Source organism: Lelliottia sp. RWM.1, assembly GCF_016859735.1.
Lineage (GTDB): Bacteria > Pseudomonadota > Gammaproteobacteria > Enterobacterales > Enterobacteriaceae > Enterobacter.
Genome location: NZ_WLVC01000003.1, coordinates 166,974 through 189,938, shown reverse-complemented (window position 1 = coordinate 189,938; position 22,965 = coordinate 166,974). Strand labels below are relative to the sequence as shown.

Sequence of the window (22,965 nt, the reverse complement as noted above, 5' to 3'; positions counted from 1 at the left end):
TTTCCCTTAGGCTCTGTTTGCCACGCGCTCGCCCAGCAAACCTGCCGGACGGAAGACCAGAACCAGAATCAGCACGATGAATGCGAAGACGTCCTGATAGTTGCTGCCAAATACGCCGTTGGTCAGTTCGCCAAGATAACCCGCGCCCAGTGCTTCAATGATGCCAAGCAAAATACCGCCGACCATCGCGCCACGAATATTACCGATGCCACCCAGAACGGCGGCAGTGAAGGCCTTGATACCGGGCAAAAAGCCCATTGAGAAGCTGGCGTTACCGTAATTGCTTGCCATCATGACGCCCGCGAGTGCGGCAAACACACCACCGATGGCAAATGTCAGGGTAATGATGGCGTTAGGGTTCACGCCCATCAGGGTTGCGACACGCGGATTTTCTGCCACCGCGCGCATGGCGCGACCCAGACGGGTGTATTCAACCAGCAGCCATAACCCGGTCATGACCACTAGCGCCAGCACAACGGTGACGATGCCAGTCACGGTGATAATTGCGGGCGGATGCATCTCGCTGCCGGCTGTCACGGCGATTGGGTCCATCGGCAGGATCTGCGGGAACATCAGTGGATTGCGGGTCCAGATGATCATCGCAACGGTTTGCAACAATACGGAAACGCCAATCCCCGAGATCAGCGGCGCCAGACGTGGGGCATTACGCAGGCGGCGGTAGGCAAAGCGTTCAACGGCCATCGCAAGCAGAGCACAGACGACCATCGCGATCGCCAGCGCAAAACCCAACTGCAACAGCAGCGGCATGTGCGGGAAGGTGTTGTTCAGGGCGTTAATGGCCGACAGCGTCGTGAGTGCGCCAACCATCAGAATATCGCCGTGGGCAAAGTTAATAATGCGCAAAATGCCATACACCATGGTATAGCCCAGCGCGATCAACGCGTAGATGCTTCCCAGCATCACCCCATTGATCAGTTGTTGTATGAGTGTATCCAACGTTCGTACCCGACAAATTGCTCTTTCAGCGGCTACCATCCAATAATTGAATTAAATTGTAAAATACACATATATTATTTCTTATGATAAACCGGTATTGTTTTATCTTAATGATTTATATGAAGATAATGAAATGACTCATACGACCAAATGACCTAAAGAAATCAATATATGAATAAAACAGAACAGTTGCAGGGCGTGCCTGCTTTCGCAGAAAGCCGTCTGGCCAACGATCCGCCACTGAGGGCGGTCCGCGCGTTTGAAGCGATTGCGCGGCTCGGCAGTGTGACGCTTGCTGCACAAGAACTGGCTATTTCACCTTCAGCGGTGAGCCATCAACTCAAAGTGCTCGAAGGGTATTTGCAAATGCCGCTGACGGAGCGCCAGGGGCGCAGGCTTGCGTTGAGCCAGCAGGGGCGTGATTACTACCGCTCGATCCGTGCGGCATTTAACGTGCTGCGCCAGGCGACGGAGCATCTGGTGGAGCAGGCGCAAACCCGTCAGGTGACCATCAGCTTGATCCCGCTGTTTGGCATGGGCTGGTTTATCCCTCGTCTGCCTGCGTTTATGCGTGCCAACCCGAAAACGGAAATCAATGTGGTGTATGCCAACCACCGTAACTACCTGAGCGATGCGTCGGATATGTCTATCCGTTTTGGCAACGGACAGTGGGCAGGATATCAAAGCGAAAAGTTGATCTCGGGGCAGATGGTTCCGGTATGCAGTCGCGCATTTTTGCGTATTCACGGGCATATCGACACGCCTGAACAACTTCTTCAAATGCCACTGTTGCATGATGAAGAACGGACTACATGGCAACAGTGGTTTATGTTGCAGGGGGTAAAACGTCCGCCGCGTCGAAGCGGGCCGATGTTTGAAGATGGTCTGCTGACGCTGGCGGGTGTTCAGGCTGGCCTGGGCTGCGCGCTGATGCGCGAACCGCTTATTGCATCTTATCTGGAGAGCGGTGAGCTGGTGAAAATCTTCGACTCCCCCATAGAAGATGGGCGCGATTACTACCTGTGCGTACGCTCAGATACGGAAATGACCGAAGACGGTAAACTTCTGCAACACTGGCTACGTCGAGTGGCAGGCCATGAACAGTCTACGGGGTAAGCACGCAACTCTTATCCATCGCCTCAATCTCGGTTCCACTCAGCCGCGCGTATTGTCCTGTGAGCCGCCAGAACGCTGGCTGCGTCTCGGTGTAGATTTCTGCAGCCAGTACCAGGCGACGCCGTTCATCCTCACTCATCTCAAGCAAGGTCCAGGGGATAAAATAACGTTCGGATGTCGTCAACTCAAACCACAGGGGGCAGCCACAGCCAGGGCAAAACCAGCGCTCACCGCGCGTGGAGGAGGAAAAATGGGAAGGGGCGATGGAGTCTTGCTCAACGAGCGGTTGTCCTTCAGCTTCCAGGTACATGGCAATACCACCTGACCATTTCTGGCACAGTGTGCAATGGCAGGCGTAGACATCGAAGTTGTTGAGACTGACGCTGAAATGGCTCATCCCACACAGACAGCGTCCTTTGAATATGTGCATGGCGTACTCCTTTATCACGCCAGGTCATCCGGATAAAAAAAGCCAGCCACGAGGGCTGGCTTTTTTACACTAACAAAATCTTAGAACTGGTAGGTCAGACCTACAGCTACGATGTTGTCGGTAGACACTTTCGCGTCTTTAGCGAACTGGCTGTCGTCAACCAGGTTGATTTTGTAATCAACATAGGTGGACATGTTTTTGTTGAAGTAGTAGCTCGCGCCGACATCGATGTACTCAACCAGATCCTGGTCGCCGTAAGAACCAATGTCTTTACCTTTGGATTTCAGGTAAGCGATGGATGGACGCAGACCGAAATCAAACTGGTACTGAGCAACAGCTTCGAAGTTCTGAGCTTTGTTCGCAATATAACCGCTACCGAAGTTGGTCATGTTGCGGGTTTCAGAATAGGTGGTTGCCAGGTAGATGTTGTTCGCATCGTACTTCAGACCAGCAGCCCATACTTCTGCGTTCTCGCCACCTGCATTCAGGTTGCTTGCAGAACGAACCTGCAGATCGGTACGGTCAGATTTCGCATAGGTATGTGGGGAGGTGATCGTTTCTGCACTGTGAAGAATCTAGGGGAGAATGCCGGGAAGGCCGATGAATAGAGGGATTGCGTGGATTCTGTGATTTTGCACTGCAAAAAATAAAATGAAAAAAAATAGCTATTTTTGCGTTTAATTCTGCACTCGAATGAAAGGCTTTAGATCCTTTTTAAAGACCGTTTAAGCATTTTTCGATGCCAAGCACTATACCGTATAGTAGGTTGGTATGTAAGAAGTTGGCTTCAAAATCCATTTCGCTTAACCGGCCTTCTTGTCGTGACTTGTTAGGCCCGTCTCGGCTGTCTGTTGATCAGCTTCAGATGACCCTTTTTTCAGTTGCTCGTTAAGGCGTAATAATCTTTCTTTATCTTCTGTTGTGAGCATCTCCCAACTCGTCTCCCGCTCACTTTCATCAGTGAGTTTTTCTATTACTCCGTTTGCTCCCATTCTCATAAACAGACTAACCAGAGTCGCTCTTTGTTGGTGTGTTAAGGCCTGATAAATCATGGACCAAGCCAAGGATAAGTGCTCATCATTCTGAGTCCCAGACTGCGCTGGTGTGCCTGTAAATCCGATATAATGTGATGCGTTCTCTTCTAACTTCAGACCTTTAGCATCATCTATGTTGCCCTTGTGGGCCTCGTCAACCAATATTCCAGTAGCAAGCCATTCAAGAGGCACCCCTTCCACATGTGATATCTTTATTGCCACATTGAGTGATGGTTCTGTACCGCGCGTAAGATAGTTATTCAAGGTTGAGAATGCCAACCCCCAGTCAGCCGCAGCAGCTCGCACTGTACGGTGGCCAATTAGCTTCCGAATGCGTGAAGCAATGCTTTCTTTGTCTTCATCACTAATAGCAAAATCACTTTCTCTTTCCTGTTTCATTTTCCTTTCCTGTAACTAGTTGATTTTTCTGCTGTACTCATAAAAACAAACCGCTCAACTCAAAAAGACAAAAGAAAGCGGTTTTTTTGCTTTACACGCTCCACAAGTGGATCAATACTTATGCCAACGGATAACCACAGCGGATTATCCGCCCGGTTAACTTTTTAGGGTAATCGAAGTATGGAAAGAAATGAAGTACAGCGTGACTGGCATCGCATTGATATCGTCGCCGAGCTGCACAAGCGTGGCGTCACTATGCGCGGCCTTTCCGCCAGCGCGGGACTAAAACCCGACACGCTGAAAAATGCGCTGGCACGCTCTTATCCAAAAGGAGAGCGCATTATTGCAAATGCTCTCAATTTAGAACCCGCCAGTATCTGGCCAAGCCGTTACAACAAGGACCTGTGACATGTTCGTGACTGTTAACGAATTAGTTGGCGTCCCTGGATTGCCAACAACACAACAAGGACTGCGATACAGTCTTAAAAAAAGTGCAGGCAACTCCCCTGAACTGGTTCGCAAACGTGCTGGCAGCAAAGCATTCGAGTACCACATCGACTGCCTGCCTGTACAGGCACGTGAAATAGTCAAAGCCCGGCATTATCGCGAGGTGCTGAAACAGTCGGATTGTTCATCCGTGCCGACGACACCAAAGCGGGAAGTCACTACGACCCGCGATGAGCTGGCGTTATTGCGACAGTGCCCGGTATTGCTGGAACGTGAAGTCTCCGACCTTACCGAACGCCAGAAACAGATCGCTGACGCCCGCGCATTATTAGCCGCAGAGGTTGAGCGTCTTCGGGATATTGGTATGTCACGCGCATCGGCGGTTGAGTTCATCGCCAATGAGTCACGCAAGGGTACGTTGCCGGAGAACATCCAGGCTGCGGCTGATATTGCGAATGCCCGTAAAGGCTCCAGCCGTCGTGGCGTGGGTGAAAGAACACTTCAGGAATGGTTGTCGATTTACCTTTCAACCCGCCCTGGTATCGAACGCCTTGCTTTACTGGCTCCAGGCCATCTTAAAGCGCGTAAGCCTGAACAGATTAAGTGGCTCCCTGATTTTCTTGCCCACTGGCGGAAACTCTCAGGCCCTTCCCTGGTGGATGCGTGGCGTTCATTCAAGACTGAATGGCAGGCCATTTATGCGGGACAGCCTGCGATGCTCGCCGTCTGCCCGTCTTATGATGCCGTTCGCCGTGCGATGGAAAAGCTACCAAAACGTGAACGCGCTCGCGGTCGTATCAGCGGTTCAGCGGCTCTGGCCTATGAGGTTTATCAGAAGCGTGACTGGTCACAGATGCCAGTAAATGGTTGCTGGATTGCGGATGGTAAATCGCTGGATATGAAAGTTGCTCATCCGGTCCATGGTCGTCCATTCACACCTGAACTGACGCTGGTTATCGATGGCCGCACTCGCTTCCTGGTGGGCTGGAGCCTGGCACTCTCAGAGAACGTCATAGCCGTAGCGGATGCCTATCGCTACGCCATGAAATTCCACGGGAAACCTATTTTCGTCTATTCGGATAACGGCGGCGGTGAAACGAACAAAACGCTGGATGCTGATATCACCGGTATTTTCACCCGAATGGGTATTGATCACCCGACCAGTATTCCAGGCCGACCTCAGTCTCGCGGGATTATCGAACGTCTGAACGCGGTTATACCGAGAGCAATCGCCAACAAATTTGACACTTACAATGGGTTCGGGGCTGACCGTGAGCATGTCCGGATGACCGGTCGCGCCATCCAGTCAGCGATTAAGGCTCAGGAGAATGGCCGCGAGCTCACAAGCGTACAGCGTAACGCACTGCGTAAACTGCCGTCATGGCAGATGCTGCTGGATACCATTGCTGAGGAAGTCGACAAATACAACAACCTGCATGAGCACAGCGAGTTGCCGAAGCGTAATGGTGTGCATATGACGCCAGCACAGTACCGTCGCGAGGTTCTGGCCACTGAGGGTGACGAGATTGAATATCTGACGGATATCGAGCTTCGGGAAGCCTTCATGCCGGAAATGTGCCGTACCGCCCAGCGGGGCTGGATTGACCTGATGAATAACCAGTATTTCAGCGCTGACCTGATACAGGTCGACGGCGAGGAAGTCCGGGTTGCCTATGACATTCACGACCCTGCTGCGGTCATCGTTCGTCGCATGGACGGTACTTATGTCTGCACCGCCATCTGGAACGGTAACAAGCGTGCCGCGCTGCCAACCAGCATGATGGATATCGCTGTTGAGAAACGCCGCCAGCGTCGTCTGAAGCGCATCGACGAACAGCGAGAAGAGATTGAAGCGGAGGCTAGAGGTCTGCTTCCTGAAAGCGATATGTATCCTGATTTTGGCGCATTAATACCATCGGATGCCGAGCGTATTAATGATGACCGGGAACATGTGTTCCTGTTCGAGTCAGAGCGAGAAGAATGGCTGAAAAGTCATGGCAATAAAAAAGCGGCCTTCTGACTGGACATCACAGGCCGCTGATTTACTAAAACGGAGAAACTAATTATGTCAGCTAAAAATGAACTTGTCGAATTGATGAAAGCAAAAGGTCTTAACCAGACGCAGGTCGCCCGCGCCATTGGTAAGAGCTCTGCCGTAATCAGCCAGTACCTGAATAATAAATACGACGGCGATATTGCATCGCTGGAAAACGATATTCGTAGCTTTATCGATCGCCAGCATGAAAAAGAGCGCTCAGCGCGTATCAGCGTCAAATTTGTTGATACCCCAACAACACGCAAAGCGGTTGATGTTATACGCATGGCGCACGTCGAAGGTGATATCAACGTGCTCTACGGTGAAGCCGGTCTGGGCAAGACAATGATTTGCAAAGCCTACGTTTCTAAATACCGGGATGCGCTGCTGATTGAGGCAGACCCTGGCTACACCGCACGGGTAGTTCTGGAAGAACTCTGCAACCTGCTGGGGCTCAGTACGCGCGGCAATATGCACGAACTCAGCGAGGCCTGCATCAGCAAGCTGCGCGAATCCGGGCGCGTGCTGATTATTGATGAAGCAGAAAATCTACCTCTGCGTGCGCTGGAGTCTATCCGCCGCATCCATGACAAAACGGGGATCGGCATCGTCCTGGTTGGTATGCCTCGCCTTATTCTGAACCTTAAGGGCAAACGCGGTGAGCTCGTACAGCTCTATAGCCGTGTCGGTTTCGCTCTCAATCTCGGACATAGTCTGCCTGGTACTGATATTGACGTTATCGCCAGCAGCGTTCTCCCGGATGGCCTGAACGAAGATTTGAGTAAAGCGCTGTTCAGCGCGTCAAAAGGTAACGCCCGCCGACTGTTCAAATTGCTGCGTGGTGCGGTTCGTACCAGCGCGATGAATGATGTTCCGGTCAGCGGTCATATCGTCAATCAGATAGCTGAAATGTTGATTCACTGAGGATTTAACCATGGCCAGAATGTCAGGAAATACCGACAACGCAGGTGTCATCTCAGCATTGATACGGGCAGAAACGCTGATTTTATTTCTGTCTGCTCAGGGAGTTCAGGTCAAAAGCGTATCCCTGCGTAACTCGCAACCAGTCATTCGTATCGTTCGCCACCCATGGTGTGAGCGAATGAAGAAAGAGGGGCTGACGCGGTTTGATATTACTGGCAATGACCGCCACAGGCGCTTTCGCCAGGGGGTTTATCAGGACGAAAGCGGGTGTCGGGTGGTCTGGTCTGAATCACTTCATTAAGCAGAGGGATGTATGGCAAAGATTGTTATTGAAATAAAGGACAAATCTCGCGGTTTTGAAGTCGGTTGCAGGGTTATCCCTGATGACGGCGACAGCGAGATCGTCAGCAAGGTGGCTGACAAAGTCGGTAAAGGTCTGGCTGGTCATGTGCTGGCAAAGGTTAATGAAGCAGTTCAAAAAGTTAAACGTCAATTTAAGGAGAGTACAAATGTCCACTGAAAACAAACAATTCACTGAAAAAACAGCGCCAGAGGGTTACTGGATTGACGCCAAGGGTGTATTGACCCCTGTCGGTCTGATTAAAGATACCGACCAGATGCGTGACGATCTGGTACGTAGCATCGTCGAAAAAGCGACGGCCCTGAATGCCGCGCTGGCAGAGTTCAAGCTCAGCGGTTTTTCAGATATAGGAGCCTTCGTTGATATCTCCGCTAGTCAGTACGGCGTCAGCCTGGGCGGTAAAAAAGGTAACGTCACACTTTACAGCTATGATGGCCGCTATAAGGTTCAGCGAGCCATGCAGGACCGTATCGCTTTTGACGAGCGCCTGCAGGCTGCTAAATCTCTGATTGATGAATGTCTGGCAGACTGGACTGAGAATGCCCGCCCGGAAATTCGCGCCATCATAACCCGTGCATTCCAGACTGAAAAAGAAGGTGAAGTGAACACCGGCGCGGTTCTGGCATTACGTCGCCTCGATATTACAGATGTTCGCTGGGTTAAGGCGATGGAGGCAATCGGCGAGGCTGTCCAGGTTGTCGGCAGCCGGTCTTATATCCGTGTTTACGAGCGCGTGGGCGAAAGTGATCAGTATCGCGCCATCCCTCTCGATATCGCTGGCGTGGGGGTGTGAGATGGTCATCCTGTTTGATCGTGCTAAAGCGGGCAAACCATGCAGCCCTTTCATGTCGTATGCAACCAGCGCTGTCATCGCCGAACAGAACGGCGAGTTCCAGCGGGCGGCTGATTCATGGAAGCAGGCATTCAGCCTGGCAAAAATGGAGGTGAACTCTGTTTATGCGGCTTCGCGTATGGAGTTCTGCCGCCACGCTGCGCATCGCGGCTGGGGAGTGCCGTATGAAAGCTAAAGAATTCAATGCCCTTTACCCGAAAGGCAGTTCATTCATCTATCAGCCCGCGACAGGTTTCCGTGGTGGCCGGGTAGTCAGAACGATAGATATGGCGCATGACCTTAATAAGGTTACGGTCGTGGAAATAAATCAGGAGCCTTATTTCGAGAATATTAAATCGCTGAAACCCGTTAACTGATAATAACCGTAATTTAAATCCCTTTTAAAAATGGCGTAAACCCGCAGGGGCTGGCTTACGCCAAATTCAGGAGATTCTATGTCCGGATTTATTAAGAAGATGACAGCAGAACAGTTTAATGCCGCGTTTTCGACTGGTTCTGCCTTTGTGTACCACTCCCGTAAAGATGGCGCTGGAGTACCCATCACGACACGTTCAGATGCATGGGCGCTGGGGCATGGCGCGGTTGTGGTCTCTGTTACAGGTGTTTCTGGTGGCGTTGATATTACTCATCTGAAACCAGCAAATAATTAAGAGGCAGGACATGGAAAATAAAGAGAAATATATCCAGAGAATTAAAAAGCTGCTCGCGATGGCGCGTAATAACTCCAGCGCCGAAGAAGCCGCACTTGCCCTTAGCCGCGCTCAGCGCCTGATGGAAACCCACAAACTGACTGAAGCTGATGCCGACCTGATGGATATCAATGAGGCATCGACTCAGAAAGCGCCATCTCACGCAAAGAAAATGCCTGAATACATGGCGTTCCTTGCTGAGATGGTATCGCGAGTGTTTGGCGTGAAGTTTTACAGCAGTTATGGCCGCGAGAACTGGGACACACCAGCCAGAATGACCATCACGTTCTACGGACCGGACGAACGGCCACAAATTGCCGCATATTCATTCGAAGTTCTGGGTAAACAACTGATGAAGGCCCGTCGCGAATACGTTGCCACTTTGCGCAAAAACATCAAACAGGCCACTAAAGTTGCCCGCGCCGATACCTTCTGCTCAGCCTGGGTCAACGGTGCTTATGCCGTTGTCAGTGATTTCGCCGTTACGGATGCGGAGACAACGCTGATGGAATGTTACCGCAGCCGGAAATTAAGCGAAGGCATGAAAAAGCTGGAACCGCGTAAACCCGGCAAAGCCAGGGGAACGGATAAGGCGGAAAACGAGGGATATCTGGCTGGCCGCAATGCGCAGCTGCATCACGCTGTAAGCAGTGCAGCAAATCAATGCGAACAGATCGGAGTGAGAAAATGAAAACCTCTCCTCAACCGGAAGCATCACCAGTCAAAGAACTCGTGCGGACTGCTCATGAACTTGCTGAGACCATGAGTGCTGGAACTCCCTTTATTGAGATCGCTGGGATGGTCACTCGACTGGCTACAGAGCTTGATGTCCAGCTCGCACGGGCAAAAGCGCTGACAGCGCGGGAAGCTGAGCTCACTGAGGCACTCAGGCAAATGGTGAACGCCCATAAAACCACATTACACCTTGGCTACCACCGCATTATCGAACTTGGAGGAAGCTGCGATTCTCCAGAAGTGATGATTTCCGGGAACTATGAAATCCAAGCGGCTGAGCGTGTTCTCTCATCAACTTCCTCATCGGAGAATGCCAAATGACTAACCGCAAAGCACGAAGGCTGCTGCGCATGCCCTTCAAATTCAGTAACCGTAAAGCAATGACAGGCTGGCCAGAAACGATACCTCGCCCTGGAAATGAATGGTGTGACAAGAAGAAACGCAGCGCTGCACAAAACCGCTGGAGGTTCCAATGAGCAACATCGACAAACAGGCGCTTGAAGATGCGCTGGATTTTGATCTCTTCGCTGGTGATTTTGGTGATTCCGATGATGTTGAGCTTTCAAACAAAATTGTCACTGGGCGCGGGGAATATGCCTGCTTCATTTGCTACGGGGCCATTGTAAAAGGGGAAATCCATCGCTCCGCAGTACACAAATTTGACGGCGAGTTAATGACCTATCGTGTCTGCAATGAGTGCTGTAAGGCGATGGTAAGTAGCGTTAATTACGATTTCGCTGATGACAACGATGATGGTCAGGATCCTATTGATTCGCGTTACGCATTGGGTGAACAGCGCCGGAAATCGACGAAAGGAGCCGCCCAATGAGCAACATCGACAAACAATCTGAGCGTAAGCCGGTGGTTTTCATCGCAGGCCCGATGACCGGTTACCACAACTTTAACCGCGATGAATTCGATGCTGAGGCCCGCACCCTTGAAGAGCGCGGTTTCACCGTTCTCAACCCGGCTATTCTCCCTGATGGCCTGCGGCATGAGCAGTACCTGCAAATTACATTGTCCATGCTTGAGCAGGCTGATGCTGTTTTCCTCCTGAATGGGTGGGAAAAGAGCACCGGCGCAACCAGGGAGTTTGATCGCGCCTGTGAGCTAGGCCTGCTGTTCCTTTACCAGGACTGGGAAAGCGTGTCTATTGCGGCCTATCGTAAACGCGGCGCGTCAATGGAGGTGGGTCATGCATAGCGTATCCGGTTGTAAGTTCCTGGATAACGGAAACCGCCGAGTCTGGTTCTTCCGCGATAACAGCCAGGTTGTCGAGTTGCTGGCGGTGCCTCTTAAGCTGCGGTTCAACTATTACGATGCTAGTAACCGCAGTGTTCGTAATAAGGGGACTCAGGCTGATATGAGAAAGGCGATTGAGTCTTTCAAGAAACTTCGGGGAATGCAGTGATGGATATAGCTTTCATTATCATATTGCTGGCGATGTATTTAACGCTTGGCTGGTGTTGGGTATGCATACTTGTCCGATTAGTGGGATTAGCTAATTTATCCCGCCAGAATTGCTGGTTCGCATTTCTCTTATGGCCATTAAGCATTATTGCAACTGATGCACATATGGAGGAGAACGATGAAAAGTCTGCTCAGAAACATGACGGCGAAGGCATTTAACCAGCGCTTTCCTGTCGGCTCCCGCTTTCTGTATCACCTGATACCTGGCATATCCGAACGGGAAACGGTAATAACCCGCTCAGCAGCCTGGCATATGCGCAATGGTCGTCTGGTTGTCAGGGTTGAAGGGAAAATCGGTGGTATATCAGTCAGCAAAATGGAACCTTTAAAGTAAGTCATTACAGCAGGCACTTAATAAAGTGCCTGCGATAATGGCAACCAACAGGAGAAATATTATGTCCACGCCAGCAAAACGAGGCCTTATAGGGGCAATTAAAGCCGGTCAGGCATATCTGGGGTGGGATGATGTAACCTACCGTAGTGTTCTGTCTCGCTTATGCAACGGTAAAACATCATCCACTAAATGCACCCTCGACGAGCTGCAGGTTGTCAGGGAATATATGCATGACAAGGGCTTTCCTCGCTACTCAGCAACACACGGTCGACGTCCAAAGGTTGCCAATACACGCGAGTCAATTCTTGCTAAAATTCACGCATTACTTGCAGATGCAAAACGTCCGTGGAATTATGCCGAGAAAATGTGCGATCATATGTTCCACGTCAAATACATCGAGTGGTTGACGACAGAACAGTTAACCAAACTCATGCAGGCTCTCAGCATTGATGCGAGTCGGCGGAAAAAACGGGAGCGTAATAATGAATCTGGAACAGGTAACAGAGCTGCTGCCATCAGCAGTAATACAAATAGCTGACCTGATAGGCTTCCCGGCGACCGAGCAGCTTCTGTCTGCTTTTGGTGGTACCACGTTCCCGATAGGTAAAGGCCTCCGCGCTATGGGGGCCAGCCGCGCAGCCCTCCTGCGAGATACTATCGGCGATGATAAAACCCAATTACTCATCAAGAATTTCGGCGGCGAAGTTCTCTATTTACCCCGCTGTGATCGTGCCCTTCGTGAATTACGTAACCGTCGCTTTCTCGCCGAGTTCGCCGAAGTGCGTGAACAAGGTTCATCCTCCCTTATGGCCATGACCTTTCTTTGCCCTAAGTATGGTTTTAGTGATCGCTTCGGGTGGCAGCTTCTTGCTGCGCAAAAGAATAATGGAACCTCAACACAAAACTCACTTTTTTAGGAATGGTTATGAAATATTTGATTGCTGCCGGTTTTATTTTAATTAGCTTTAACAGCATGGCTAATAACGGCCAATTAAAAAAACTAAATATTCCTGAGCAAGCACAGGAATCGATTAAGACTGAGAATGATTTCATTAACGCGGCGATTAAAGACGGCTATCAGACACAAAGGAATTTGGCTTTTGCATATCAGACAGGCAGTTCTAAAACTGGCGGATTTGATTTCATAAAGAAAAACGAAACAAAATCTTGCGCGTGGAGAAAAATTTTGTTGGTTTCCAATCCTGATAAAATGAACTCAACAGACCCTATGAATGAGAGGCAATCATGCCGTAATCTTGACTTTAAACAAGATGAAGAGGTATGGAAAATTGTTTATAGATATCTTCCATTGATTGATGAAGCCAAAGCAAAGGGTGAATACATGGTGAAAAAAGATGTTGAACCAGAATCGAATGAACCCATAATAATAGATGTGACGGAATAAACCACTGAACCCCTTCACCTGATTATTCACCTAACCTGATGAAATACTGACGCCATCCATTTTTAACCGGATGGCGTTATGCTTTTAACACTCCCACAATTTCAGCGAGCAGCAGCTCTTTCGCCAGTGATGGCGCAACGATGGTTTGAACCATTCAGTAAAGCTACCGCTGAATTCGAAATTAATACACCCGCCCGACTTGCCGCCTTTATTGCTCAAACCGGCCATGAGAGCGCGGGTTTCAGTCGGCTCAGTGAAAATCTCTATTACTCAGATGCTGAGCGCGTGGCGCGTATTTTCCGCAGCGACTTCGATCTCAATAAGAATCGTATTATCGAGCCGAGCGAGGTTGAATTTGCCCGCCACTATACCCGTAACCCTGAAAAAATGGCCAATTATGTTTACGCAAATCAGGGTGGTAACGGCGATGAAGCCTCAGGTGATGGCTGGCGCTTTCGCGGACGCGGCCTGATTCAGATTACCCTGCGCAATAATTACCGCCTTTGCGGTAAGGCGCTGGGCCTCGATCTCATCGCGAATCCCGATTTGTTACTGGAGTATCTCAATGCAGCCCGCAGCGCTGCCTGGTACTGGAAGGCAAATGGCTGCAACGAGCTGGCGGACAAAGGCGATTTTCTGGCTATCACTCGCCGTATCAACCCTCCGGCTGAAGGTCAGGCTGACCGCGTGGCGCGGCTGAATGTCGCTAAGGCGGCGCTATGACGATCTCTCTGCGCGATCTGGTGACGAACCCGGCCACTGGTCGTCTCTCAACGTCAGACACCATTGTTTTTCTGGCCTTCCTAGTCAGTTCCTTCGTGCTGGTCTGGCTCACCGTTACCCGTCCCGAAACACCTGGTGAGCTGTATTTAACCTATCTGGGGGCATGGGTGGCACAGAGCCAGGCATCAAAGCATATGTCCATCAAACGAGCCAGAGAGGTGCGCGATGTGGCAAGCAGCCCTGAAAATCCTGAGGGTTAGCTGGAAACCGCTGCTCGTCGTCGTGGTTCTGACCGGCAGCGGGATATGGTTCGGCACCTTCATCACAGACAACAAGCTGGACACTCAGGCGCTGGCCTTCAGCCAGGAGAAGCAAAGCCTGACTGATGGTTTCAGTAAAAAAGAACGGCAGTGGGATCAGGAGCGGCTCAGTGCTGCGAATCAGTATGCAGCTGACCTGAAGGCTGCTCTTGATAAGCAGAACGCCTGGCAGCAGAAAGCGGATGCGCTGACTCGCGAGCTGTCTGAAAAGCAAAAGAAACATGACGAGACTGTTCGCGACCTTAAAAGGAGGCTCGACGATGCACTTGATAAAGATGGTCCTGGTTATACCGGCATTGGTCCTGGTGGCCTGCAGCTCTTCCGTGAAGCCTTCGGCTACCCCGGAGCAGAAGGCCTCCCCGCTGGTCAGCATCTGCCAGCCGCCGCCAGAGGCACTTCTGGTCATACCGGCCAGGCCACAGGCACCGGAGGCGGACTCTCCCCCACTGGAATAGTGTCGTTTTCAGCGGAATATGGCGCATGGTGCCAGCTCCTTGAGGGCAGGCTGCAGGCAATAAATGAGTATTACAGGAAGTGAAGAACATTATGACTCTTGATATGGCCTTTCAGATTGCGCTGGCGCTGGCTGCAACCTTTGGCACCATCTGGATACGTCGTCTGCAAAAAGACATCACCGACCTGGAAAAGGCGGTTGATCGCATCCGGGATGAATACCAGCGACGTGAGGATGCCAAAAGTAATTACACCGCAATGATGGATGCGATGAGGGAGCTGCGAGCGGCTATCGAGCGCATTGATAACAAACTGGACAGGAAACAGGACAAATGAAAGCCAGACATAAGCGCCGTACCCGCCGCGCGACAATCAGCCAGAGCGAGCAGGAAACGTTGAGCCGGATTTCCGCTCAACTCGACCGCCTGCAGGCCCCCGTCAGCCCGGACATTCTGGGCGGGATTAATGACAAGCTGAGCCGGATTGATGTTCGCCTCACTACTATCAGCGACGATGCGGCCCGCCGTGGTGCGTCTGCCGGTGCGATTACGGGTGGAATTGCTGGCGGTGTCATCACGGTGGCGATTCTGCTCATCCGCGCAAAACTGGAGCTGTGATATGGCGCATCCGCAGGAAACACGGGAAAAACTGCGACGATCTTATATCTTTGGCCAGATGTCGCTTGAAATCGCCTCCGCTCAGGCTGGCGTGGCATTTGCGACAGCTCGCCGCTGGAAGAAGGAAGCACAGGACGCAGGCGATGACTGGGATAAGTTACGCGCCGCTCACCTGATGGCCGGGAATGGCCTTGAGGAGATTGGCCGCGCCATTCTCACCGGGTTAATGACCCAGTATCAGACCACGCTGGAACTGCTTACAACCGAGTCTCAGCTCCCTCCGGGAGAGCGCGTCGAGCTTCTGGCAAGCCTTGCCGATGCATTTAACAAAGCCGTCGCTGCGAACAAGAAAATACTGCCGGAGGTGAGCCAGCTGGCGGTAGCGCTGGATGTTATCCAGAAGCTCAGCGCGTTTGTCGCAGAGCACTATCCAAAGCACCTGGCGGCATTCGTTGAGATCCTTGAACCCTTCGGCAAAGAGATGGAGAAACATTATGGGTAATGATAACTGGCAGGCGCTGTTGAGCTGCGCCCGCGAACGTGCTTTCAGTGTGGCTTCAATGACAGATTTTCAAATGATGTCTCAATGTCGAGCTGTGATTCATCGCGCACTGGATAAGGGAGCTTCATTGCATGACACAACCAGACAACTGCAAATTTTGTTCTCGCGGTATCAGTCAACCCGGAAGGGACATGCATAAAAACGGCGTTTCTGGCGTTCATCTTGTTTGCCACACAGACAGCTATAGCCTGCTGATGACGCTCCAGCAATACGCGCCAGACGACCAACGGAACACTCTCCCAGCGAGAATCACGGAGAGCAAATTCACGGATAGCCTTGTCAGCATCGCGTTCATATTGTTTGCGATATTTGACGGTCCTTATCTGGTGAATTAACGGGCGAAAACGCTCATTCAGTGGCCACAAAAAAGACATGGTTTCGTCTGCTGTCAGCGTTTCTGGTGGGCATGACTCAAGCGTTTTGCTGAGTTCAAGCTGACAAAATAGGTCCAGTAATTCAAATGTTTTCTTTTGCACAGGCAATAACCTCTCAGGTTAAGAAACAGGGTTCATTATGGCTGACAAATTAATCAGGGTGAACAGCAGCGTTTTTGTGATGACCAGCGACGTTCTTAGTGTCCGTTACATTGATTACTGCCGGGTCCAGGTATCAACGATTGGAGACAGCTACTTGCTCGAAATACCGCATGGCAGGACTGCCTGGCAGTCAATGGACAGCTTTATTAGCGAAGTCAATAAAGCCCTCAGTAATCATCATTAACAGGCTGTTAAGGGCAAATTAATCATGGCCAGAACTAAGTTATCCAGCAAAGACTTCCTTGCCGAACTGGCGGAACTCTCCGCCAGTCTTCGTCGCACCATTGAAGCCGAAGATGTGGGCTTTGACCCCTCTGCCGCTGCAATTGCTGAACGTCGCGGTCTCGTTGCTGACCCTGTAACGGGATTTGAATACTTTGTGCAGCATTATTTCCCGCACTATGTTCGCCATTCCGCCCGCAGTGAGCTGCATAACTATCTTTATAAGCGCCTGCCTGAAATCATCCAGGCCACGGGGAGCCAGAACGATGCAATAGCGGCTCCCCGTGGTGAAGCCAAATCCACTATCGTGAGTCAGCTTTTTGTCATCTGGTGCATTGTGCTGGCGCTCAAGTATTACCCGGTCATCATTATGGACTCCATCGACCAGGCCTATCCGATGCTGGAGGCGATAAAGGCGGAACTGCAGTTTAACCCCCGCCTGCTGATGGACTTCCCTGAAGCGACGGGCGGTGGCCGCGTCTGGCAGGCCGGGACAATTCTCACCCGCAACGACATTAAGGTGCAGGTCGCCGGTAGTGGTAAAAAGCTGCGTGGCCTGCGCCATGGCCCGTATCGTCCTGACCTGGCTGTGCTCGATGATATCGAGAACGATGAGCTGGTGCGTAACCCTGAGCAGCGTGACAAGCTCGATAACTGGCTCAAAAAAACCGTCCTGCCGCTCGGCGGCGCGGGAGCCAAGTTCGATGTGGTATATATCGGGACAATCCTGCACTACGATTCCGTGCTTTCCCGCACCCTTAAAAATCCGCTATGGACGCGGGCCCGGTTCAGGGCGCTTATCAGCTGGCCGCACAATATGTCGCTGTGGGATAAATGGGAAGAGATCCTGCGTAACAACGACGAAGATGGTCAGATACTGGCGCAGGCATACTACCGTGAGCACCAGGCTGAGATGGATGAAGGAGCTGTTGTGTCATGGGCTGCGCGTCCGCTTTATGCCCTGATGCTCATCCGTGCCCGTGATGGCCACAGCACCTTTGATGCGGAATATCAGAACGATCCCGTCAGCGGCGAAGATGCGCCATTTACCGGCTGCATTAACTTCTGGGTCAACCGCCTTAACGAGTGGCGCTTCTATGGTGCATGTGATCCCAGTCTGGGTAAACACGGTAACAGCCGTGACCCTTCTGCGTTGCTGGTCGGCGGTTTCAACCGCTTCACCGGCATTCTGGATGTGGTTGAAGCGCGTATCCGTAAACGTGTGCCGGATAAAATTATCTCCGATGTTATTGGGCTACAGCGGGAATATCACTGCCTGGTGTGGGCGGTCGAGTCCGTCCAGTTCCAGGAGTTCCTGCGCACCGAACTGGTGAAGCGCTCCGCTGCGATGGGTATCCCCGTTCCTGCCAGGGCCGTCACGCCTTCGGTTGATAAGCTCCTGCGCATTGAGTCACTGCAGCCACATATGGCCAACGGCCTGATACGCCTGCACCCTTCCCAGACCACGCTTATCGACCAGCTCCGGCATTTCCCCAAAGCTGACCATGATGACGGGCCTGATGCCCTGCATATGCTCTGGATGCTGGCCGTTTCCGGTGCTGGTAATTTCGAATTTAAAGCTGTTCCCCGCCGTGGCCATAGCGGGGACAGGTTCGGTCCTTCAGGAGGATTTTGATAATGGTTCAGATTCTTGACCAGTATGGTCGCCCGCTAAATAAAGAGGTGCTTAAAGCCCCCCAGTCCTCCCGCACGTTCGAGCTGCAACGTGACTGGCCAACTCATCCCTCACGGGGAATGACGATTGCCCGTCTTCCTCGTTTGCTTGAAGCGGCAGAGCGCGGCGACCTGGCGGCTCAGGCTGACCTTTTCGAAGATATGGTTGAGCGGGACGGGCATATCTTTTCTGAAATGGCCAAGCGCAAGAATGCGCTGCTCACTCTGGACTGGAGCATCGAACCACCGCCGAACGCGACGGCGGAAGAAAAGCAGATCGCCGCGATGGTGGCCAGCTGGTTTGCGGACCTTCAGGAGATGGAAGATATTACCCTGAACGCGGCGGAAGCTATCGGGCATGGTTTTTCCGCTCAGGAGATTGAAAAGTGGGAGCTTGACGGCAATCTGTGGCTGCCCGTCAAAATCAAACTGCGTCCACATCGCTGGTTCTGTACCACGCCGGAAGCCGGGGACGAGGTGCGTCTTAACACCGGCACGCTGGGTGGAGAAGAACTCTGGCCGTTTGGCTGGCTGGTGCATACGCACAACGCCAAGTCAGGCTATATCGCGCAGTCAGGGTTATACCGCGTACTGGTCTGGCCTTATCTGTTTAAAAACTACAGCGTGCGCGATCTCGCTGAGTTCCTTGAAATCTACGGACTGCCACCGCGTATCGGGTCGTATATGTCCGGGGCCAGCCAGGATGAGCAGGATAAACTCATGGAAGCGCTGGTCAGTATCGGTCATAACGCATCGGGGATTATTCCTGACAACACCAAAATCGAATTTAAGGATGCCGCCGAGGGGCAGTCCGATCCTTTCATGGCGATGATTAACTGGTGCGAGCGTACCGAATCAAAGGTCATTCTCGGCGGCACGCTGACGTCACAGGCAGACGGTAAGTCCTCAACAAACGCCCTTGGTAATGTGCATAACGAAGTCCGCCACGATCTGCTGACTGCTGATGCCCGACAGCTGGAAGGGTTTTATCGTGGCTTCATTCGTATGTTACTGGCCATTAATGGTTATAACGTCAGCCCGCGCCGTCAGCCTCGCCTGGTATTTGATACCCGCGAGCTGGAGAGCATTGAAACCTTCGCCAATGGTGTTTCCGCGCTGGTTCGCGCCGGGATGGACACAATCCCGACCTCATGGATACACAAAAAGGTCGGGATTCCGGTACCAAAAGATAACGAAGCTGTGCTGACGCCGCCTGCTGCTCCCTCTCCAGTGGGGCTGAGCACCTCGCCGGTATTCCGCCATTTCACGGCACTCAGCACCACGGGTGAGGTTATTGACTCTGCGCAGGATGCGCTGGACAGCGCCACATCGCCAGGGGAGAGCATCGCGGTGGCCATGGATAAGCTGATTGCGCCGCTGGTCTCGGCCCTGAGCAAGGGGCAAAGCCCTGATGAGGCACTGGATATCATTGCTGCGAGTTATCCTCAGCTGGATGATGCGCAGCTGCAACAGCTGATAAAGCAGGCGCTGTTTGTCAGCGAGGTCTGGGGGCGACTCAATGCCGAAAGCTGATGTTGATCTGGGGTACGCCATCGGGTTAAAGCCCGAAGAAGCGATAGCCTACTTTGAGTCGAAGGGCTACGTCACCGGCTTTAACTGGCACGATATTGAAGCCCGCGCCCACGCCACCAGTTTCACCGTGGCGGGCGTCCTTAAACAGGATGTGCTTGAGGATATTCATAAATCGCTTAGCGAGCATATTGTTAACGGCGGCACGCTCCGGGACTTCGAACGGCAGATTACCCCAACGTTGACCCGTAAGGGCTGGCTTGCCGACCGCGCAAGGCTGGTTGCCGATGAGGATGGCGTTCTGGAGGGTAAACAGCTCACGCCACGCCGTCTGCGCACCATCTTTGAAACCAATATGCAGGCAGCGTATGGCGCAGGGCGCTATGCGGAACAAATGGCCAACGCGGAGTTTCGCCCCATATGGGAACGCGTGGCCGTCATGGACATGCACACCCGGCCACTCCACGCCAGACTCAATGGTTTCACAGCCCGCTATGACGATCCTGTGTGGCAGTTCATGTACCCGCCTGACGGATACCACTGCCGCTGCCGCATTCGTGCCCGAACTCAGGCGGATGCTGACCGCATGGGGATTGAGGTCAAATCGTGGGAGCAGGACATTGTCACGGTACAGCAGGCATGGGGGCCAAAAGAAACCCGTGACGTTAAGGCGCTGCGCTTCAACGGCGAGCTTTACACCCCTGATGCCGGATTCGGGCATAACCCCGGTCAGGGCTGGCTCTCCTCTCTTGGGCAACGTCTTATGGATAAATCTGCGACCACCACGCCACGAATTGCCTCTCAGGCCATTCAGGAAACACTGTCCGAACCTGCTGTACTGGATGCCGTCAGTGATGATGTCCGTCGCTGGGTCGACACCGTCAGCGTGCGGCAGAAAACCCATGGCGATCTGAGACGTGTTGGCGGTATTCATCCGGATCTGCTGAACCGACTCGAAGAACGAGGTATTAACGGTGCGGTCACGTTGAGTGTCCACGAAGAGGATGTCCGGCTGGCTCCCGGACCGATGTGGTCAGAGCTTCCAGCTTTGCTTCGTCAGCCATCAGGTGTCTGGCTGGATGATGACGCGCTGGTGTGGCTGCTCTCCGGGAAGAACGGCGTCCGCGCCGTTCGTGGTGTGCAATCAGAAGACGGCTGGCGGCTGTCACTGGTGAATGCCGGTGACACGGTCAATCCTGATGATGTGATATCTGAACGCGCGGCGCAGCTGCTGGAGCAAAAATAATGAGCTATGCAATCAGGTATGACATTGGTGACTTTGAGCGTTCACTCGGTGAACTCATTAAAAAGCTGGAAAACCGTGCCCCCCTCATGCGCGAGATGGCCGCTGCCATGGGCGATGCCGTCGAAGAAAACTTCGCGCAACAGGGACGACCTGCCTGGATGGGATGGAAAAGCAACGCCTACTGGGCGAAGCGCCGGGGCGGAAAAATTCTACAGAAGTCGGGACGACTTGCCGCCAGTATCACACAGTACAGCACCAGTGATGAGGCGACGGTCGGGACCAATGTGAAATACGCCCGTATTCACCAGGAAGGCGGTGAAATCAGTATTCCTGCCCGCAGTCAGAAAGCATACTACCGCCAGAACAAGGATGGTTCAGTGGGGAACCGGTTTGTTAAAAAGTCCCGTTCTAACTTTGAACAGTGGAACACTATCGGGGCATATAAAATTAAAATGCCCGCGCGTCCTTTCCTGCACCTCACCGAAGATGACGTGGAGAAGATGGAGAGTACGGCTGAGCAGTATCTGAAACGTATTTTAGACTGAGGGTAATTTCTCCCTGTAAGCCTCTGTGACGAGTTTATAACGATTATGGTAGAGTGGTTCGGATCTGAGGAGTTTAAGCGTTTTTAAAAGCGGTTTAAAAAGCCCAGGCATTACCTTCGGCTGTGCCCTGATTAAATTCTTTCTTTTCCGCCTGTTGACCGGCTAAATCCACTGAACCCCTTCATCTGAACCACACCTCTGTGATGCCGTATCGTCGGCATCATGAAAAAGACACTCATCGCTTCACTTACCCAGGAAATTAACACCGCCACTCCCAGTGTCATCCAGCTCTTTCCGGCTGGTGAATTCCGCGCCCGTGATGGTCGTCCGACCGAGTGCGATGCCTGGCTGATGACGCGTGACATTGCTGAGCGGCTGATTGCCGCCGCCGATGCCCGCGAAACGCCGTATGTCCTGGACTATGAGCATCAGACGCTACGCTCAGCCAAAAATGGTCTGCCCGCTCCCGCTGCGGCCTTTTTCAAAAAGCTGGAGTGGCGCGAAGGTGAAGGCCTCTTTGCCGTCGATGTTGAGTGGACCACTGCCGCTGCGGACATGGTGGCAGCAAAAGCATACCGCTTTATTTCCCCCGTCTTTTCTTACGACAAAACCGGTCAGGTGCTGGAGTTACTTAACGCCGCGCTGACCAATACACCTGCGGTCGACGGGATGGAGGAAGTGTTACTTGCTGCCGCCTCTCTGATGGCCGCGCATTTAACCACAGAGGGTCAGACCGAAATGGATGAAGAATTTCTCAACGAGCTACTGAGCAACCTGCGCTGGATGCTCAATCTGCCAACTGCCTCAACGAAAGAAGAGATCATGGCTGAGCTGCAAAAAATCATCACCATGATTTCCAATGGCCAGGGGACTGCAGCGGCGTCGGTCAGTCTGCTGGATATCCTGAACCAGAACGCGCAGAGCATCGCCGACCTGACAGCGAAACTCGACACGCCTGACCCGGCCAGGTGGGTATCAGTGGAGGTCATGCATTCAGCCGTTCAGCAGGCGACAGAGCGTGCCGGTGCGGGTAATACCGCTGTTCTGGCCACGCAGCAGGCTGAATCGTTGATTACGGTTGCCCTCAGCGACGGTCGTCTGCTTCCGGCGCAGCAGGCATGGGCGGCGTCACTGGCGAAATCCGATCCTGCCAGTCTTACTGCCTTTATTGAAAAAACGCCAAAAATCGCCGCACTGACTACCAGTCAGACGAAGGGGCAACCGCCAGCGGGCCTTCCGTCACGCCCGTCACAGGATGCAGATGATGATGCAATTGACCCGGCCATCTGCTCCATGATGGGCAATGACCCGGAAAGCGTCGCGAAATATCTCAAATAAAGGAGAGCGA

General features: G+C 52.4%; 35 protein-coding genes and 1 pseudogene. 31 read left to right on the top strand and 5 right to left on the bottom strand.

From position 1 onward, the window contains the following. Positions 1 to 6: 6 nt before the first annotated feature. Positions 7 to 957, bottom strand: coding sequence for a branched-chain amino acid ABC transporter permease (locus tag GF617_RS04190; RefSeq protein ID WP_203451148.1), 951 nt, complete (start codon positions 955 to 957; stop codon positions 7 to 9). Between the two features lie 171 nt (positions 958 to 1,128). Here GF617_RS04190 and GF617_RS04185 point away from each other — a divergent pair, with 171 nt between their 5' ends. Further along, on the top strand, positions 1,129 to 2,073 hold the full coding sequence (locus tag GF617_RS04185; protein ID WP_203451147.1) for a LysR substrate-binding domain-containing protein: 945 nt from the start codon (positions 1,129 to 1,131) through the stop codon (positions 2,071 to 2,073). Here GF617_RS04185 and GF617_RS04180 read toward each other — a convergent pair. The 3 genes and pseudogenes from GF617_RS04180 to GF617_RS04170 all read right to left on the bottom strand — a co-directional run bounded on the left by GF617_RS04180 (position 2,063) and on the right by GF617_RS04170 (position 3,936). Then, positions 2,063 to 2,503: a GFA family protein gene (locus GF617_RS04180; RefSeq protein ID WP_181623565.1), complete on the bottom strand. Its 441-nt coding sequence runs from the start codon at positions 2,501 to 2,503 to the stop codon at positions 2,063 to 2,065. The genes GF617_RS04185 and GF617_RS04180 overlap by 11 nt on opposite strands. An 80-nt stretch (positions 2,504 to 2,583) precedes the next feature. Next, positions 2,584 to 3,039, bottom strand: a pseudogene (locus GF617_RS04175) (porin); the annotation flags it as partial. A 267-nt stretch (positions 3,040 to 3,306) separates the two neighbouring features. Beyond that, entirely contained in the window at positions 3,307 to 3,936 is a 630-nt protein-coding gene (locus GF617_RS04170) for a helix-turn-helix domain-containing protein (protein ID WP_203451146.1), read from the bottom strand. A gap of 180 nt (positions 3,937 to 4,116) precedes the next feature. Between GF617_RS04170 and GF617_RS04165 the strand changes: the two genes are divergently transcribed. The 24 genes from GF617_RS04165 to GF617_RS04050 all read left to right on the top strand — a co-directional run bounded on the left by GF617_RS04165 (position 4,117) and on the right by GF617_RS04050 (position 15,804). Beyond that, a complete protein-coding gene (locus GF617_RS04165; protein ID WP_001568891.1) occupies positions 4,117 to 4,344 on the top strand; it encodes a helix-turn-helix transcriptional regulator in 228 nt (75 codons plus the stop codon). Position 4,345: 1 nt separating this feature from the next. Further along, entirely contained in the window at positions 4,346 to 6,403 is a 2,058-nt protein-coding gene (locus GF617_RS04160) for a Mu transposase C-terminal domain-containing protein (protein WP_203451145.1), read from the top strand. Between the two features lie 45 nt (positions 6,404 to 6,448). Continuing rightward, positions 6,449 to 7,342, top strand: a complete 894-nt coding sequence (locus GF617_RS04155) for an AAA family ATPase (RefSeq protein WP_203451144.1) — start codon at positions 6,449 to 6,451, stop codon at positions 7,340 to 7,342. Positions 7,343 to 7,352: 10 nt separating this feature from the next. Further along, a complete protein-coding gene (locus GF617_RS04150; protein ID WP_239006316.1) occupies positions 7,353 to 7,643 on the top strand; it encodes a hypothetical protein in 291 nt (96 codons plus the stop codon). A gap of 12 nt (positions 7,644 to 7,655) precedes the next feature. Continuing rightward, on the top strand, positions 7,656 to 7,862 hold the full coding sequence (locus GF617_RS04145; protein ID WP_203451143.1) for a hypothetical protein: 207 nt from the start codon (positions 7,656 to 7,658) through the stop codon (positions 7,860 to 7,862). Next, complete coding sequence (locus tag GF617_RS04140) at positions 7,852 to 8,496, top strand: DUF3164 family protein (protein WP_203451142.1); 645 nt, start codon at positions 7,852 to 7,854, stop codon at positions 8,494 to 8,496. Before GF617_RS04145 ends, GF617_RS04140 begins: the two co-directional genes overlap by 11 nt. 1 nt (position 8,497) lies before the next feature. Beyond that, a complete protein-coding gene (locus GF617_RS04135; protein WP_203451141.1) occupies positions 8,498 to 8,731 on the top strand; it encodes an ANR family transcriptional regulator in 234 nt (77 codons plus the stop codon). Then, positions 8,721 to 8,912, top strand: a complete 192-nt coding sequence (locus GF617_RS04130) for a hypothetical protein (protein WP_203451140.1) — start codon at positions 8,721 to 8,723, stop codon at positions 8,910 to 8,912. Before GF617_RS04135 ends, GF617_RS04130 begins: the two co-directional genes overlap by 11 nt. A 78-nt stretch (positions 8,913 to 8,990) precedes the next feature. Next, positions 8,991 to 9,206: a hypothetical protein gene (locus GF617_RS04125; protein WP_203451139.1), complete on the top strand. Its 216-nt coding sequence runs from the start codon at positions 8,991 to 8,993 to the stop codon at positions 9,204 to 9,206. 10 nt (positions 9,207 to 9,216) lie between these two features. Further along, positions 9,217 to 9,936, top strand: a complete 720-nt coding sequence (locus tag GF617_RS04120) for a DUF2786 domain-containing protein (RefSeq protein WP_203451138.1) — start codon at positions 9,217 to 9,219, stop codon at positions 9,934 to 9,936. After that, positions 9,933 to 10,301: a hypothetical protein gene (locus tag GF617_RS04115; protein ID WP_203451137.1), complete on the top strand. Its 369-nt coding sequence runs from the start codon at positions 9,933 to 9,935 to the stop codon at positions 10,299 to 10,301. Before GF617_RS04120 ends, GF617_RS04115 begins: the two co-directional genes overlap by 4 nt. A 151-nt stretch (positions 10,302 to 10,452) precedes the next feature. Beyond that, on the top strand, positions 10,453 to 10,809 hold the full coding sequence (locus GF617_RS04110) for a hypothetical protein (protein WP_203451136.1): 357 nt from the start codon (positions 10,453 to 10,455) through the stop codon (positions 10,807 to 10,809). After that, complete coding sequence (locus tag GF617_RS04105; RefSeq protein WP_203451135.1) at positions 10,806 to 11,183, top strand: DUF4406 domain-containing protein; 378 nt, start codon at positions 10,806 to 10,808, stop codon at positions 11,181 to 11,183. The genes GF617_RS04110 and GF617_RS04105 overlap by 4 nt, the downstream gene beginning before the upstream one ends. Further along, positions 11,176 to 11,391 carry a hypothetical protein gene (locus GF617_RS04100; RefSeq protein ID WP_203451134.1) on the top strand — a complete coding sequence of 72 codons (216 nt, stop codon included), beginning with the start codon at positions 11,176 to 11,178 and terminating at the stop codon, positions 11,389 to 11,391. The genes GF617_RS04105 and GF617_RS04100 overlap by 8 nt, the downstream gene beginning before the upstream one ends. Positions 11,392 to 11,568: 177 nt before the next feature. Next, on the top strand, positions 11,569 to 11,784 hold the full coding sequence (locus tag GF617_RS04095; RefSeq protein ID WP_203451133.1) for a hypothetical protein: 216 nt from the start codon (positions 11,569 to 11,571) through the stop codon (positions 11,782 to 11,784). Between the two features lie 61 nt (positions 11,785 to 11,845). Beyond that, entirely contained in the window at positions 11,846 to 12,322 is a 477-nt protein-coding gene (locus tag GF617_RS04090) for a gp16 family protein (RefSeq protein ID WP_203451132.1), read from the top strand. Further along, positions 12,267 to 12,701, top strand: coding sequence for a Mor transcription activator family protein (locus GF617_RS04085; protein WP_203451131.1), 435 nt, complete (start codon positions 12,267 to 12,269; stop codon positions 12,699 to 12,701). The genes GF617_RS04090 and GF617_RS04085 overlap by 56 nt, the downstream gene beginning before the upstream one ends. Before the next feature lie 8 nt (positions 12,702 to 12,709). After that, a complete protein-coding gene (locus GF617_RS04080) occupies positions 12,710 to 13,189 on the top strand; it encodes a hypothetical protein (RefSeq protein WP_203451130.1) in 480 nt (159 codons plus the stop codon). Positions 13,190 to 13,267: 78 nt separating this feature from the next. Beyond that, on the top strand, positions 13,268 to 13,912 hold the full coding sequence (locus tag GF617_RS04075) for a glycoside hydrolase family 19 protein (protein ID WP_203451129.1): 645 nt from the start codon (positions 13,268 to 13,270) through the stop codon (positions 13,910 to 13,912). Beyond that, on the top strand, positions 13,909 to 14,172 hold the full coding sequence (locus GF617_RS04070) for a DUF2644 domain-containing protein (RefSeq protein ID WP_203451128.1): 264 nt from the start codon (positions 13,909 to 13,911) through the stop codon (positions 14,170 to 14,172). Before GF617_RS04075 ends, GF617_RS04070 begins: the two co-directional genes overlap by 4 nt. After that, positions 14,138 to 14,770 (top strand): hypothetical protein, encoded by a 633-nt coding sequence (locus GF617_RS04065; protein ID WP_203451127.1) that lies wholly within the window; start codon positions 14,138 to 14,140, stop codon positions 14,768 to 14,770. Before GF617_RS04070 ends, GF617_RS04065 begins: the two co-directional genes overlap by 35 nt. An 8-nt stretch (positions 14,771 to 14,778) precedes the next feature. Further along, positions 14,779 to 15,021 carry a hypothetical protein gene (locus GF617_RS04060; protein WP_000171281.1) on the top strand — a complete coding sequence of 81 codons (243 nt, stop codon included), beginning with the start codon at positions 14,779 to 14,781 and terminating at the stop codon, positions 15,019 to 15,021. Continuing rightward, positions 15,018 to 15,302 carry a hypothetical protein gene (locus GF617_RS04055; protein WP_021567611.1) on the top strand — a complete coding sequence of 95 codons (285 nt, stop codon included), beginning with the start codon at positions 15,018 to 15,020 and terminating at the stop codon, positions 15,300 to 15,302. Before GF617_RS04060 ends, GF617_RS04055 begins: the two co-directional genes overlap by 4 nt. A 1-nt stretch (position 15,303) precedes the next feature. Continuing rightward, positions 15,304 to 15,804, top strand: a complete 501-nt coding sequence (locus tag GF617_RS04050; protein ID WP_038637812.1) for a DUF1804 family protein — start codon at positions 15,304 to 15,306, stop codon at positions 15,802 to 15,804. A gap of 44 nt (positions 15,805 to 15,848) precedes the next feature. Here the strand turns inward: GF617_RS04050 and GF617_RS04045 are convergent, their stop codons facing one another. Beyond that, a complete protein-coding gene (locus GF617_RS04045) occupies positions 15,849 to 16,340 on the bottom strand; it encodes a hypothetical protein (protein WP_203451126.1) in 492 nt (163 codons plus the stop codon). 37 nt (positions 16,341 to 16,377) lie between these two features. Between GF617_RS04045 and GF617_RS04040 the strand changes: the two genes are divergently transcribed. The 6 genes from GF617_RS04040 to GF617_RS04015 all read left to right on the top strand — a co-directional run bounded on the left by GF617_RS04040 (position 16,378) and on the right by GF617_RS04015 (position 22,955). Then, the gene (locus GF617_RS04040) at positions 16,378 to 16,584 is read left to right on the top strand and encodes a hypothetical protein (protein WP_203451125.1); all 207 of its coding nucleotides are present in this window, start codon (positions 16,378 to 16,380) and stop codon (positions 16,582 to 16,584) included. 24 nt (positions 16,585 to 16,608) lie between these two features. Further along, a complete protein-coding gene (gene terL / locus GF617_RS04035; protein WP_203451124.1) occupies positions 16,609 to 18,258 on the top strand; it encodes a phage terminase large subunit in 1,650 nt (549 codons plus the stop codon). A gap of 2 nt (positions 18,259 to 18,260) precedes the next feature. Beyond that, the gene (locus tag GF617_RS04030) at positions 18,261 to 19,829 is read left to right on the top strand and encodes a DUF935 domain-containing protein (protein WP_203451123.1); all 1,569 of its coding nucleotides are present in this window, start codon (positions 18,261 to 18,263) and stop codon (positions 19,827 to 19,829) included. After that, on the top strand, positions 19,816 to 21,072 hold the full coding sequence (locus GF617_RS04025; protein ID WP_203451122.1) for a phage minor head protein: 1,257 nt from the start codon (positions 19,816 to 19,818) through the stop codon (positions 21,070 to 21,072). Before GF617_RS04030 ends, GF617_RS04025 begins: the two co-directional genes overlap by 14 nt. Further along, positions 21,072 to 21,617 (top strand): phage virion morphogenesis protein, encoded by a 546-nt coding sequence (locus tag GF617_RS04020; RefSeq protein WP_203451121.1) that lies wholly within the window; start codon positions 21,072 to 21,074, stop codon positions 21,615 to 21,617. Before GF617_RS04025 ends, GF617_RS04020 begins: the two co-directional genes overlap by 1 nt. 222 nt (positions 21,618 to 21,839) lie before the next feature. Next, positions 21,840 to 22,955: a phage protease gene (locus GF617_RS04015; protein WP_203451120.1), complete on the top strand. Its 1,116-nt coding sequence runs from the start codon at positions 21,840 to 21,842 to the stop codon at positions 22,953 to 22,955. The last annotated feature ends 10 nt before the right edge of the window (positions 22,956 to 22,965 follow it).

What these genes read in the sequence shown, in the direction of transcription:
- GF617_RS04185 (WP_203451147.1), top strand. Translation starts at nt 1,129, where the DNA reads ATGAATAAAACAGAACAGTTGCAGGGCGTGCCTGCTTTCGCAGAAAGC.
- GF617_RS04180 (WP_181623565.1), bottom strand. Translation starts at nt 2,503, where the DNA reads ATGCACATATTCAAAGGACGCTGTCTGTGTGGGATGAGCCATTTCAGC.
- GF617_RS04170 (WP_203451146.1), bottom strand. Translation starts at nt 3,936, where the DNA reads ATGAAACAGGAAAGAGAAAGTGATTTTGCTATTAGTGATGAAGACAAA.
- GF617_RS04165 (WP_001568891.1), top strand. Translation starts at nt 4,117, where the DNA reads ATGGAAAGAAATGAAGTACAGCGTGACTGGCATCGCATTGATATCGTC.
- GF617_RS04160 (WP_203451145.1), top strand. Translation starts at nt 4,346, where the DNA reads ATGTTCGTGACTGTTAACGAATTAGTTGGCGTCCCTGGATTGCCAACA.
- GF617_RS04155 (WP_203451144.1), top strand. Translation starts at nt 6,449, where the DNA reads ATGTCAGCTAAAAATGAACTTGTCGAATTGATGAAAGCAAAAGGTCTT.
- GF617_RS04150 (WP_239006316.1), top strand. Translation starts at nt 7,353, where the DNA reads ATGGCCAGAATGTCAGGAAATACCGACAACGCAGGTGTCATCTCAGCA.
- GF617_RS04145 (WP_203451143.1), top strand. Translation starts at nt 7,656, where the DNA reads ATGGCAAAGATTGTTATTGAAATAAAGGACAAATCTCGCGGTTTTGAA.
- GF617_RS04140 (WP_203451142.1), top strand. Translation starts at nt 7,852, where the DNA reads ATGTCCACTGAAAACAAACAATTCACTGAAAAAACAGCGCCAGAGGGT.
- GF617_RS04135 (WP_203451141.1), top strand. Translation starts at nt 8,498, where the DNA reads ATGGTCATCCTGTTTGATCGTGCTAAAGCGGGCAAACCATGCAGCCCT.
- GF617_RS04130 (WP_203451140.1), top strand. Translation starts at nt 8,721, where the DNA reads ATGAAAGCTAAAGAATTCAATGCCCTTTACCCGAAAGGCAGTTCATTC.
- GF617_RS04125 (WP_203451139.1), top strand. Translation starts at nt 8,991, where the DNA reads ATGTCCGGATTTATTAAGAAGATGACAGCAGAACAGTTTAATGCCGCG.
- GF617_RS04120 (WP_203451138.1), top strand. Translation starts at nt 9,217, where the DNA reads ATGGAAAATAAAGAGAAATATATCCAGAGAATTAAAAAGCTGCTCGCG.
- GF617_RS04115 (WP_203451137.1), top strand. Translation starts at nt 9,933, where the DNA reads ATGAAAACCTCTCCTCAACCGGAAGCATCACCAGTCAAAGAACTCGTG.
- GF617_RS04110 (WP_203451136.1), top strand. Translation starts at nt 10,453, where the DNA reads ATGAGCAACATCGACAAACAGGCGCTTGAAGATGCGCTGGATTTTGAT.
- GF617_RS04105 (WP_203451135.1), top strand. Translation starts at nt 10,806, where the DNA reads ATGAGCAACATCGACAAACAATCTGAGCGTAAGCCGGTGGTTTTCATC.
- GF617_RS04100 (WP_203451134.1), top strand. Translation starts at nt 11,176, where the DNA reads ATGCATAGCGTATCCGGTTGTAAGTTCCTGGATAACGGAAACCGCCGA.
- GF617_RS04095 (WP_203451133.1), top strand. Translation starts at nt 11,569, where the DNA reads ATGAAAAGTCTGCTCAGAAACATGACGGCGAAGGCATTTAACCAGCGC.
- GF617_RS04090 (WP_203451132.1), top strand. Translation starts at nt 11,846, where the DNA reads ATGTCCACGCCAGCAAAACGAGGCCTTATAGGGGCAATTAAAGCCGGT.
- GF617_RS04085 (WP_203451131.1), top strand. Translation starts at nt 12,267, where the DNA reads ATGAATCTGGAACAGGTAACAGAGCTGCTGCCATCAGCAGTAATACAA.
- GF617_RS04080 (WP_203451130.1), top strand. Translation starts at nt 12,710, where the DNA reads ATGAAATATTTGATTGCTGCCGGTTTTATTTTAATTAGCTTTAACAGC.
- GF617_RS04075 (WP_203451129.1), top strand. Translation starts at nt 13,268, where the DNA reads ATGCTTTTAACACTCCCACAATTTCAGCGAGCAGCAGCTCTTTCGCCA.
- GF617_RS04070 (WP_203451128.1), top strand. Translation starts at nt 13,909, where the DNA reads ATGACGATCTCTCTGCGCGATCTGGTGACGAACCCGGCCACTGGTCGT.
- GF617_RS04065 (WP_203451127.1), top strand. Translation starts at nt 14,138, where the DNA reads ATGTGGCAAGCAGCCCTGAAAATCCTGAGGGTTAGCTGGAAACCGCTG.
- GF617_RS04060 (WP_000171281.1), top strand. Translation starts at nt 14,779, where the DNA reads ATGACTCTTGATATGGCCTTTCAGATTGCGCTGGCGCTGGCTGCAACC.
- GF617_RS04055 (WP_021567611.1), top strand. Translation starts at nt 15,018, where the DNA reads ATGAAAGCCAGACATAAGCGCCGTACCCGCCGCGCGACAATCAGCCAG.
- GF617_RS04050 (WP_038637812.1), top strand. Translation starts at nt 15,304, where the DNA reads ATGGCGCATCCGCAGGAAACACGGGAAAAACTGCGACGATCTTATATC.
- GF617_RS04040 (WP_203451125.1), top strand. Translation starts at nt 16,378, where the DNA reads ATGGCTGACAAATTAATCAGGGTGAACAGCAGCGTTTTTGTGATGACC.
- terL (WP_203451124.1), top strand. Translation starts at nt 16,609, where the DNA reads ATGGCCAGAACTAAGTTATCCAGCAAAGACTTCCTTGCCGAACTGGCG.
- GF617_RS04030 (WP_203451123.1), top strand. Translation starts at nt 18,261, where the DNA reads ATGGTTCAGATTCTTGACCAGTATGGTCGCCCGCTAAATAAAGAGGTG.
- GF617_RS04025 (WP_203451122.1), top strand. Translation starts at nt 19,816, where the DNA reads ATGCCGAAAGCTGATGTTGATCTGGGGTACGCCATCGGGTTAAAGCCC.
- GF617_RS04020 (WP_203451121.1), top strand. Translation starts at nt 21,072, where the DNA reads ATGAGCTATGCAATCAGGTATGACATTGGTGACTTTGAGCGTTCACTC.
- GF617_RS04015 (WP_203451120.1), top strand. Translation starts at nt 21,840, where the DNA reads ATGAAAAAGACACTCATCGCTTCACTTACCCAGGAAATTAACACCGCC.